Raw genomic sequence first — 10,888 nt, 5'->3', positions numbered from 1 at the left:
CCTTCCCCACCCCTCCCAACGCCCCCCTCACCCCGGCTCGACCACCCCCACGACAGGCAGCAGCCGTGAGGGTGCCTGTCGGTGCAGGAGCAGCAGCGGGTTCAGATAGATGTCGCCTCTCAGCAGCCCCCAGTGCAGGCAGCCGTCCGGGCAGTGGGACGGGGTGTCGGCGGCGGTGGCGACGATCTGGCCGGCGGTGACGTCCGAGCCTTCCTTCACCAGGGCTCGTACCGGCTCGTAGGTCGTTCTCAAGGGTGGGGACGCCGTGCCCGGCAGGGTGATCGTCAGTACTCCCTGGCCCGCTACCTGGCCGGCGAAGGTGACCCGGCCCGCGGCGGCCGCGCGTACCGGGGTGCCCGGGGGTGCGGCCAGGTCGATGCCCCGGTGGCCGGGGCCGTAGGGCGTGGCCGGCGGGGCCCATGGGTGGATGACGGTCGGCGGGAGGACGGGCCAGGTGGCGGCGGCGGTCAGGGCCAGCAGGAGTGTTCGGTACATGGGGAACAGGGTCCCGGCGTGAGCTGATCCGTGGGGATCTTGGTCTTGAGCTGTGGAGTACTGAGGGGTTGTGGACAGCGCCGTCACCCGGCACTGTGCGGGTCCCGTACACTTCTTGTGGCGATCCGGGTGACCGGATCGACTTCGCACGCCCCGCCGGCGGTCTCACCACCATCGCCGGCCGCGCCTCTCGGTCCTTACCCGCGCAGGGTTCAGGGCACGGCGCACCGGGGCGTCAGGCGCGGCAGCCGACCGGCGGCCGCGGTAACCGAGTACCTCAAGGAGTACGGCCATGGCCGTCGTCACGATGCGGGAGCTGCTGGAGAGCGGCGTCCACTTCGGTCACCAGACCCGTCGTTGGAACCCGAAGATGAAGCGCTTCATCTTCACGGAGCGCAACGGCATCTACATCATCGACCTGCTCCAGTCGCTGTCGTACATCGACCGCGCCTACGAGTTCGTCAAGGAGACCGTCGCGCACGGCGGCTCCATCATGTTCGTCGGCACCAAGAAGCAGGCGCAGGAAGCGATCGCCGAGCAGGCGACGCGCGTGGGCATGCCCTACGTCAACCAGCGCTGGCTCGGCGGCATGCTGACCAACTTCTCCACCGTCTACAAGCGTCTGCAGCGCCTCAAGGAGCTTGAGCAGATCGACTTCGAGGACGTCGCGGCTTCGGGTCTCACCAAGAAGGAGCTCTTGGTCCTCTCGCGCGAGAAGGCCAAGCTGGAGAAGACCCTCGGTGGTATCCGCGAGATGTCGAAGGTTCCCAGCGCCGTCTGGATCGTCGACACCAAGAAGGAGCACATCGCCGTCGGTGAGGCGCGCAAGCTCCACATCCCGGTCGTCGCGATCCTCGACACGAACTGTGACCCCGACGAGGTCGACTACAAGATCCCGGGCAACGACGACGCGATCCGCTCCGTCACCCTGCTCACCCGCGTGATCGCCGACGCCGTCGCCGAGGGCCTCATCGCCCGTTCCGGCGCTGCGGCCGGCGACTCGAAGCCGGGCGAGAAGGCGGCCGGCGAGCCGCTCGCCGAGTGGGAGCGCGACCTGCTCGAGGGTGAGAAGAAGGCCGACGACGCCGAGGCCCCCGCGGCCGAGGCTGCTCCGGCCGCCGAGGCCGAGAAGCCGGCCGAGGCTGCTGCCGAGACCGCTGAGGCCACCGAGGCTCCGGTCGCGGACGCCGAGCAGGCCTGACCCTTTACAGGGACCCACAGGTTCGGTAGTTGACGGCGGGGGCCACAAGCCCCCGCCGTCGACCCGTAGCCCCGCAGATCTTCGTAGATCTTTCTAGACTCCGAGAGAGAAACACAGACTCATGGCGAACTACACCGCCGCTGACGTCAAGAAGCTCCGTGAGCTCACCGGCGCCGGCATGATGGACTGCAAGAAGGCCCTGGACGAGGCCGACGGCAACGTCGACAAGGCCGTCGAGGCCCTGCGCATCAAGGGTCAGAAGGGCGTCGCCAAGCGCGAGGGCCGTTCTGCCGAGAACGGCGCCGTCGTCTCCCTCATCTCCGAGGACAAGACCTCCGGCGTCCTCGTCGAGCTGAAGTGCGAGACGGACTTCGTCGCCAAGGGTGACAAGTTCCAGGCCGTCGCCGCCAAGCTGGCCGAGCACGTCGCCGCCACCTCCCCGGCCGACATCGCCGCGCTGCTCGCCTCCGAGATCGAGGCCGGCAAGACCGTCCAGGCGTTCGTCGACGAGGCCAACGCCAACCTCGGCGAGAAGATCGTCCTGGACCGCTTCGCGCAGTTCACGGGCGGTTATGTGGCCGCGTACATGCACCGCACCATGCCTGACCTGCCGCCGCAGATCGGTGTCCTCGTCGAGTTCGACCAGGAGAACGCCGAGATCGCCAAGGGCGTCGCGCAGCACATCGCCGCTTTTGCGCCGAAGTACCTCACCCGTGAGGACGTTCCGGCCGAGGTCGTCGAGACCGAGCGTCGTGTCGCCGAGGAGACCACCCGCGCCGAGGGCAAGCCCGAGGCCGCGCTCCCGAAGATCGTCGAGGGTCGCGTCAACGGCTTCTTCAAGGACGCCACGCTGCTTGGCCAGCCGTACGCGCTGGACAACAAGAAGTCCGTCGAGCAGGTTCTGAAGGAGGCCGGTGTCACCCTGAAGCGCTTCTCGCGCATCAAGGTCGGCATCTGAGTCTGTTCAGCGTTCGACACTAGACCCCGCTAGGGTCTGAGGCAGTCGTCGGCCGCGCACGCGACGGACGACCGCAGATCTGACGAGGAGGCCATTGCCGCTAGGGACCACGAGTACCCACCGGCAATGGCCTTCTTCGTATGTGCACGAGGAGATCCCCATGAATCAGGGCGCGGACGCCGCCAAGGCCGATCACTCGGCCGACCACAAGCGCGATGACGGCAAGGTGGCCGGGCGCTTCATGCTGAAGCTTTCCGGTGAGGCGTTCGCCGGCGGTGGGGGGCTCGGTGTCGATCCCGACGTCGTGCACAACATCGCCCGCGAGATCGCCGCAGTCGTCCGGGACGGCGCACAGATCGCCGTCGTCATCGGCGGAGGCAACTTCTTCCGGGGCGCCGAGCTCCAGCAGCGCGGCATGGACCGGGCCCGCTCCGACTACATGGGCATGCTCGGTACGGTCATGAACTGCCTCGCCCTCCAGGACTTCCTGGAGAAGGAGGGCATCGACTCGCGCGTCCAGACCGCCATCACGATGGGCCAGGTCGCCGAGCCGTACATCCCGCTGCGGGCCGTACGCCACCTGGAGAAGGGCCGCGTCGTCATCTTCGGCGCCGGCATGGGCATGCCCTACTTCTCCACCGACACCACCGCCGCCCAGCGTGCCCTGGAGATCGACGCCGAGGCCATGCTGATGGGCAAGAACGGGGTGGACGGCGTCTACGACTCCGACCCCCGCGTCAACCCCGACGCGGTGAAGTTCGACGCCCTTGAGTACGGCGAGGTCATCACCCGGGACCTGAAGGTCGCCGACATGACCGCGATCACCCTGTGCCGCGACAACAACCTCCCGATCCTCGTCTTCGAGCTCCTGACGGCGGGCAACATCGCGCGCGCCGTCAAGGGTGAGAAGATCGGCACTCTCGTGAGCGACCAGGGCACCCGGGCCTGACCGGGGGATGGACAATCCCCTGCCGGTCGGACACCGTGCAGGGAAAGACGCTGGTTATCCAGGGCCCAAGGGATCAGGTCGCACTGAGAACTCCCGGCCCACCCAAGACATGCAGGAGCAAGTGGTGATCGAAGAAATCCTCCTCGAGGCCGAGGAGAAGATGGAGAAGGCCGTGGTGGTCGCCAAGGAGGACTTCGCCGCGATTCGCACCGGGCGTGCGCACCCGGCGATGTTCAACAAGATCGTGGCGGACTACTACGGTGCGCTGACGCCGATCAACCAGCTCGCCTCGTTCTCCGTCCCGGAGCCGCGCATGGCGGTCGTGACCCCGTTCGACAAGAGCGCGCTGCGCAACATCGAGCAGGCCATCCGCGACTCGGACCTCGGCGTCAACCCGAGCAACGACGGCAGCATCATCCGCGTGAACTTCCCGGAGCTGACCGAAGAGCGCCGCAAGGACTACATCAAGGTCGCGCGCACCAAGGCCGAGGACTCCAAGGTCTCGATCCGCGCCGTGCGCCGCAAGGCCAAGGACGCCCTCGACAAGCTCGTCAAGGACAAGGAGTCCGGCGAGGACGAGGTCCGCCGTGCGGAGAAGGAGCTCGACGACACCACCGCCAAGTACGTGGCGCAGGTCGACGAGCTGCTCAAGCACAAGGAAGCCGAGCTGCTCGAGGTCTGATGAACGACTCTTCCTGGGGGGCTCCGCCGAGACCCGAATACTGGGGAACCCCCGAGGGGCCTTCCCAGGGGGCGTTCCCGGCGGGGCCTGCATACGATGCGTATGACGCCCCGCCCGTGTCGAGGACGCAGCAGATGCCCGTCCTGCCCGATGCGGGCAGAGACGCCGAAGGCCGCGTACACGACTTGGGGGCCGCTCTGCCGGGCGGCCCTGACTTCCGCGACGAGACGCCGCAGGAGCCCATGGCAAGCCCTCCGCCCGTGCCCCCCGTGCCCGCCCAGCCGGAGAAGAAGAAGGCGGGCCGCGACCTGCGGGCCGCGATAGGGGTCGGCGTGGGGCTCGGCGCGGTCATCCTCGCGTCGCTCTTCATCGTGAAGGCCGTCTTCGTGGGCGTCATCGCGGTCGCCGTGGTCGTCGGGCTGTGGGAGCTGACCAGCCGCCTCGAAGAACGCAAGCAGATCAAGGCGCCGCTGGTACCGCTCGCGGTCGGCGGCGCGGCGATGGTCGTCGCCGGGTACGTCAGCGGCGCCGAGGGGGCCTGGGTCGCGATGGCCCTCACCTCGCTCGCGGTCCTCGTGTGGCGGATGACCGAACCGCCCGAGGGCTATCTGCGGGACGTCACGGCGGGCGTCTTCGCGGCGTTCTACGTGCCGTTCCTCGCCACGTTCGTCGCGATGCTGCTCACCGCGGACGACGGACCCTGGCGGGTGCTCACCTTCCTGCTCCTGACCGTGGTCAGCGACACGGGCGCGTACGCGATCGGCTGGCGCTTCGGCAGGCACAAGCTGGCGCCGCGCATCAGCCCCGGAAAGACCCGCGAGGGCCTGTTCGGCGCGGTGTCGTTCGCGATGGTGGCGGGCGCGCTGTGCATGCAGTTCCTGATCGACGACGGCACGTGGTGGCAGGGACTGCTGCTCGGCCTCGCGGTCGCGTGCAGCGCCACGCTCGGCGACCTCGGCGAGTCGATGATCAAGCGGGACCTCGGCATCAAGGACATGGGCACGCTGCTTCCGGGCCACGGCGGCATCATGGACCGGCTCGACTCCTTGCTGCCGACGGCTCCGGTGGTGTGGCTGCTGCTCGTGGTGTTCGTCGGAAACGGCTGACCTGCGTTTTTGTATCGCTTTGAACGGTGAGGGCTCGTCGTCCACAGGACGGCGAGCCCTTTTCCGTACGTCTGAGACACTTGAGGAACCATGCCCAAGCCCGGAGAACTCACTTTCGTCGCCCCCCGCGGAGCCAAGAAGCCGCCGCGGCACCTCGCCGACCTCTCGCCCGCCGAGCGCAAGGAAGCCGTCGCCGCGATCGGCGAGAAGCCGTTCCGCGCCAAGCAGCTCTCGCAGCACTACTTCGCGCGGTACGCCCACGACCCGGCGGAGTGGACGGACATCCCGCTCGCCGCGCGCGGCCGGCTCCAGGAGGAGCTCCTTCCCGACCTGATGTCGGTCGTCCGCCACATCTCCTGCGACGACGACACCACCCGCAAGACGCTGTGGAAGCTGCACGACGGGACGCTCGTCGAGTCCGTCCTGATGCGCTACCCGGACCGGGTGACGATGTGCATCTCCTCGCAGGCCGGCTGCGGCATGAACTGCCCGTTCTGCGCCACCGGCCAGGCGGGCCTCGACCGCAACCTGTCGACCGCCGAGATCGTGCACCAGATCGTCGACGGCATGCGGGCGCTGCGCGACGGCGAGGTCCCGGGAGGACCTGCCCGCCTGTCCAACATCGTCTTCATGGGCATGGGCGAGCCGCTCGCCAACTACAAGCGCGTCGTCGGCGCCATCCGCCGGCTCACCGACCCCGAGCCGGACGGCCTGGGCCTGTCGCAGCGCGGCATCACCGTCTCCACCGTGGGCCTGGTGCCCGCCATGCACCGCTTCGCCGACGAGGGCTTCAAGTGCCGCCTCGCGGTGAGCCTGCACGCTCCCGACGACGAGCTCCGCGACACCCTCGTACCGGTCAACACCCGGTGGAAGGTCCGCGAGGTCCTCGACGCCGCGTGGGAGTACGCCGAGAAGTCTGGGCGCCGCATCTCCATCGAGTACGCCCTGATCCGCGACATCAACGACCAGGCGTGGCGCGGCGATCTGCTCGGCAGGCTCCTCAAGGGCAAGCGGGTGCACGTCAACCTCATCCCGCTGAACCCGACGCCGGGCTCCAAGTGGACGGCCTCGCGGCCCGAGGACGAGAAGGCGTTCGTCGAGGCCATCGCGGCCCACGGCGTGCCCGTGACCGTCCGCGACACCCGGGGCCAGGAGATCGACGGAGCCTGTGGGCAGCTCGCCGCCTCCGAGCGGTAGTCCGACGAGCGGTAGTCCGAGCGGGCCGGAGTCCGAGGGGCAGAACGGCCGGGGGCCTGTCAGGGGCCCCGTGTAACCTGGCTGGCAACATCTGCATATTCCGACAGGGGAGCGCCACAGCGCTGAGAGTGCGGTGCCCGCAAGGGACACGGACCGCAGACCCTCTGAACCTTGCCCCGGTCATTCGGGGTAGGAAGTTCGGCGATTACTCAAGCTGTTGCGCCCTGCCCGCACGACCTGAAGTCGTGCGGGCAGGGCCGCGTCTCTTCCTGGTCATCTCCAGGAGGAATGAAGAAATGCGCAGTACCAAGAGGCTCGCGGCCGGCGCGGTCGCCGCCGCCCTCGGGGTCACCACGCTGGCGGCCTGCGGCGGCTCGGACGGCAAGAAGACCTCCGGCGAGGCAAGCGGATCCGGCAGCAAGACGGTGACGCTGGTCAGTCACGACTCGTTCAACGCCTCGGATCCGGTGCTCAAGGCGTTCACCGCGCAGACCGGCTACACCGTCAAGGTCCTCAAGAGCGGGGACGCCGGGGCCGCGCTCAACCAGGAGATCCTCACCAAGGGCTCCCCGCGCGGCGACGTGTTCTTCGGCGTCGACAACACGCTGCTCTCGCGCGCCCTCGACAACGGCATCTTCACGCCGTACGAGGCCAAGGGCCTGGACCGGATTCCCGCCGACGTCCAGCTCGACAAGGACAAGCACCGGGTCACGCCCATCGACACGGGCGACATCTGCGTCAACTACGACAAGAAGTACTTCGCGGACAAGAAGCTCAGCCCTCCGCAGACCTTCGACGACCTGATCAAGCCCGAGTACAAGGACCTGCTCGTCACCGAGAACGTGGCGACGTCCTCGCCCGGGCTCGGCTTCATGCTCGGGTCCGTCGCCAAATACGGCGACGACGGGTGGCAGGACTACTGGAAGAAGCTGAAGGCCAACGGCGTCAAGGTCGTCGACGGCTGGGAGCAGGCCTACAACACGGACTTCTCCGGCTCGGCCGGCGGCAAGAAGGCCAAGGGCGACCGGCCGCTCGTCGTCTCCTACGCCTCCAGCCCGCCCGCCGAGGTGATCTACGCCGACCCCAGGCCCACCGAGGCCCCCACCGGCGTCGCCACCGGCACCTGCTTCCGCCAGACCGAGTTCGCGGGCCTGCTCAAGGGCGCCAAGAACGAGGCCGGCGGCAAGGCGCTCCTGGACTTCCTGATCTCCAAGAAGTTCCAGGAGGACATGCCGCTCCAGATGTTCGTGGACCCGGTCGCCAAGGACGCCGCCGTCCCGCCGGAGTTCACCAAGTTCGGCGCGAAGATCACGGACTCGGCGACCGTCGCCCCCGACAAGATCGCCAAGAACCGTGACCAGTGGGTCAAGACGTGGTCCTCGCTCGTCCTGAAGTAGGCCCGAAACTGCGGCGGAACGCGGTGCGGCTCGGCCTGATGGCCCTGCCCGTCGTGTTCTTCGCCGTGTTCTTCGCCTGGCCCGTGGCCGCCATCGTCGGCCGCGGGCTCAAGGCGGACGGCGCCTGGCAGTTCGGCCGGATCGGCGAGGTCCTGAGCGACCCCGACATCGGGCACGTCCTGTGGTTCACGACCTGGCAGGCGCTCGCCTCCACGGCGCTCACCCTCCTGATCGCGCTGCCCGGCGCGTACGTCTTCGCACGCCTCGACTTCCCTGGCAAGCAGCTCCTGCGGGCCGTCGTGACCGTGCCGTTCGTGCTGCCGACCGTCGTCGTGGGCACCGCGTTCCTCGCGCTGCTCGGCCGCGGCGGGCTGCTCGACCAGCTGTGGGGGGTGCGCCTGGACACCACGGTGTGGGCGATCCTGCTCGCCCACGTCTTCTTCAACTACGCGGTGGTCGTCCGCACCGTCGGCGGCCTGTGGTCGCAGCTCGACCCCCGCCAGGAAGAGGCCGCCCGCGTCCTCGGCGCCTCCCGGTTCGCTGCCTGGCGCAAGGTGACGCTGCCCGCGCTCGGCCCCGCGGTCGCCGCCGCAGCCCTCATGGTCTTCCTCTTCACCTTCACCTCGTTCGGCGTCGTCCAGATCCTCGGCGGCCCCACCTTCTCCACCCTCGAAGTGGAGATCTACCGCCAGACCGCCGAACTCCTCGACCTGCCGACCGCGGCCGTCCTCACCCTCGTGCAGTTCGTGGCGGTCGGCGCGATCCTCGCCGTGCACGCCCGGACGGTGCGCCGCCGCGAGAGTGCGCTGAAACTCGTCGACCCCGCCCAGACCGCGCGGCGCCCGCGCGGCGCCGGACAGTGGACGCTGCTCGCCTCGGTCCTCGCCGTCGTGGCGCTCTTGATCCTGCTCCCCGTCGGCGTACTGATCGAACGCTCCCTGGACACCCCCGACGGCTACGGCCTCGGCTACTACCGGGCGCTCCAGGCCGCCGGGGACAACGGCAGCTTCCTCGTGCCGCCCATCGAGGCGATCTGGAACTCGCTCCAGTACGCCCTCGCCGCCACCGCCATCGCGCTCCTCATCGGCGGGCTCGCGGCGGCCGCCCTGACCCGGCGCGGCAGCGGCCGTCTGATCCGGGGCTTCGACGCCCTCCTGATGCTGCCGCTCGGCGTCTCCGCCGTGACCGTCGGCTTCGGCTTCCTGATCACCCTCGACGAGCCGCCGCTTGACCTGAGGACCTCCTGGATCCTGGTGCCGCTCGCCCAGGCGCTGGTGGGCACCCCCTTCGTCGTACGGATCATGCTGCCGGTGCTGCGCGCGGTGGACGGGCGGCTGCGCGAGGCGGCGGCCGTGCTCGGGGCGTCCCCGCTGCGGGCCTGGCGCGAGGTGGATCTGCCGCTGGTGCGGCGGGCGCTGCTGGTCGCGGCGGGCTTCGCGTTCGCGGTGTCGCTCGGCGAGTTCGGGGCGACCGTGTTCATCGCCCGGCCCGACCACCCGACGCTGCCCGTCGCCGTGGCCCGCCTCCTCGGCCGGGCCGGCGACCTCAACTACGGCCAGGCGATGGCCCTCAGCACGATTCTGATGGTGGTGTGCGCGGTGTCGCTGCTCGTCCTGGAACGCATCCGGACCGACCGGAGCGGGGAGTTCTGATGCTGAAGCTCGACGGTGTGACCGTACGGTTCGGACAGCGGGCCGCGCTCGACGCGGTCGACCTGGAGGTCGCCGACCACGAGACGGTGTGCGTGCTCGGTCCCAGCGGCAGCGGCAAGTCGACGCTGCTGCGGGTCGTCGCGGGCCTTCAACCCCTCACCGGCGGGCGGGTGTTGTTGGGCGGCGCCGACCAGTCGGGGGTACCCGTACACAAACGCGGTCTCGGCCTGATGTTCCAGGACCACCAGCTCTTCCCGCAGCGCGACGTCGCCGGGAACGTGGCGTTCGGGCTGCGCATGCGGGGGGCCTCGCGGGGTGAACAGGCGCGCAGGGTGGGCGAGTTGCTCGACCTGGTCGGGCTGCCGGGCGCGGGCGGGCGGGCCGTCGCGGCCCTGTCCGGCGGCGAACAGCAGCGCGTCGCGCTCGCGAGGGCGCTGGCACCTTCCCCCCGCCTCCTGATGCTGGACGAGCCGCTGGGCCAGCTGGACCGCACGCTGCGCGAGCGCCTGGTGGTCGAACTCCGTTCTTTGTTCGGCCGGTTGGGCACCACCGTCCTGGCCGTCACGCACGACCAGGGCGAGGCGTTCGCGCTGGCCGACCGGGTGGTGGTGATGCGGGACGGCCGCATCGCGCAGACCGGCACGCCGCTGGAGGTCTGGCAGCACCCGGCCTCCGAATTCGTGGCCCGCTTCCTGGGCTTCGAGAACGTGGTCCCGGCGACGGTCTCGGGGGAGGCCGCGGACACGGCCTGGGGAAAGGTCCCGGTCCCGGCCGGCTCGCCGCAGGGCCCGGTGCGCGTCCTGGTCCGCCCGGCGGGCGTCCGGCTCGTGGGGGAGCGGGAGGGGTTGCCCTGCGAGGTGGTGGGGCGGACGTTCCGGGGCAACCACGTGGCGCTCCGGCTGCGGCCCGGCGGGGGGCCGTTGCTGGAGGCGGAGTGCGGGTTGGAGGGGGCGCCGGAGGTGGGGGCGGCGGTTGGCGTTGCCTTTGGGGTTGGGGGAGTGGTGGTGCTCGGGGAGGAGTAGGGGGGCTTTCCCCACCCCGCCCCTTCCCGAGACCCTCCGGGGGAGATTGTTCGGCTGCGGCCCGGTGGCTGATGGGGCTCTGCCCCAGACCCCGTTCGCGTCTTAAGGGCGCTCGTCCTCAAACTCCCCCAAGGCCTTAAAGGCCAGGGGGGACCCCCATGACGGGCTGAAGATGCCGGTGCTGGCCAGGACCAACCCTGCTAGGGGCGCGGGGAACTGCGCGAGCAAC

At 69.6% G+C, this 10,888-nt stretch carries 10 protein-coding genes and 1 riboswitch; of the genes, 9 read left to right on the top strand and 1 reads right to left on the bottom strand.

All coding sequences use genetic code 11. The features are described from left to right. Positions 1–27: 27 nt before the first annotated feature. Positions 28–495 (bottom strand): M23 family metallopeptidase, encoded by a 468-nt coding sequence (locus ADK54_RS32020; protein ID WP_053729272.1) that lies wholly within the window; start codon positions 493–495, stop codon positions 28–30. Between the two features lie 292 nt (positions 496–787). Here ADK54_RS32020 and rpsB point away from each other — a divergent pair, with 292 nt between their 5' ends. From rpsB to ADK54_RS31975, 9 genes are all read left to right on the top strand, one after another. Further along, positions 788–1,696, top strand: coding sequence for a 30S ribosomal protein S2 (gene rpsB / locus ADK54_RS32015; RefSeq protein WP_053729271.1), 909 nt, complete (start codon positions 788–790; stop codon positions 1,694–1,696). 121 nt (positions 1,697–1,817) lie between these two features. After that, a complete protein-coding gene (gene tsf, locus ADK54_RS32010) occupies positions 1,818–2,654 on the top strand; it encodes a translation elongation factor Ts (RefSeq protein ID WP_053729270.1) in 837 nt (278 codons plus the stop codon). 160 nt (positions 2,655–2,814) lie between these two features. Beyond that, a complete protein-coding gene (pyrH, locus tag ADK54_RS32005) occupies positions 2,815–3,603 on the top strand; it encodes a UMP kinase (RefSeq protein ID WP_053729269.1) in 789 nt (262 codons plus the stop codon). Between the two features lie 124 nt (positions 3,604–3,727). Next, a complete protein-coding gene (frr, locus tag ADK54_RS32000) occupies positions 3,728–4,285 on the top strand; it encodes a ribosome recycling factor (RefSeq protein ID WP_053729268.1) in 558 nt (185 codons plus the stop codon). Next, positions 4,285–5,391 (top strand): phosphatidate cytidylyltransferase, encoded by a 1,107-nt coding sequence (locus ADK54_RS31995; protein WP_078966791.1) that lies wholly within the window; start codon positions 4,285–4,287, stop codon positions 5,389–5,391. The genes frr and ADK54_RS31995 overlap by 1 nt, the downstream gene beginning before the upstream one ends. A 90-nt stretch (positions 5,392–5,481) precedes the next feature. Then, the gene (gene rlmN, locus ADK54_RS31990; protein WP_053729267.1) at positions 5,482–6,588 is read left to right on the top strand and encodes a 23S rRNA (adenine(2503)-C(2))-methyltransferase RlmN; all 1,107 of its coding nucleotides are present in this window, start codon (positions 5,482–5,484) and stop codon (positions 6,586–6,588) included. Positions 6,589–6,683: 95 nt separating this feature from the next. After that, positions 6,684–6,802, top strand: a riboswitch (TPP riboswitch). Positions 6,803–6,884: 82 nt separating this feature from the next. Further along, positions 6,885–7,985 carry a thiamine ABC transporter substrate-binding protein gene (locus tag ADK54_RS31985; protein ID WP_053729266.1) on the top strand — a complete coding sequence of 367 codons (1,101 nt, stop codon included), beginning with the start codon at positions 6,885–6,887 and terminating at the stop codon, positions 7,983–7,985. Positions 7,986–8,023: 38 nt separating this feature from the next. Continuing rightward, positions 8,024–9,637: an ABC transporter permease gene (locus ADK54_RS31980; protein ID WP_053729277.1), complete on the top strand. Its 1,614-nt coding sequence runs from the start codon at positions 8,024–8,026 to the stop codon at positions 9,635–9,637. Further along, complete coding sequence (locus ADK54_RS31975) at positions 9,637–10,659, top strand: ABC transporter ATP-binding protein (RefSeq protein WP_053729265.1); 1,023 nt, start codon at positions 9,637–9,639, stop codon at positions 10,657–10,659. Before ADK54_RS31980 ends, ADK54_RS31975 begins: the two co-directional genes overlap by 1 nt. Positions 10,660–10,888: the final 229 nt, after the last annotated feature.

Origin of the sequence: Streptomyces sp. WM6378, assembly GCF_001279695.1 — a bacterium.
Classification (GTDB): domain Bacteria; phylum Actinomycetota; class Actinomycetes; order Streptomycetales; family Streptomycetaceae; genus Streptomyces.
This window is presented reverse-complemented; position numbering and strand designations above follow the sequence as displayed.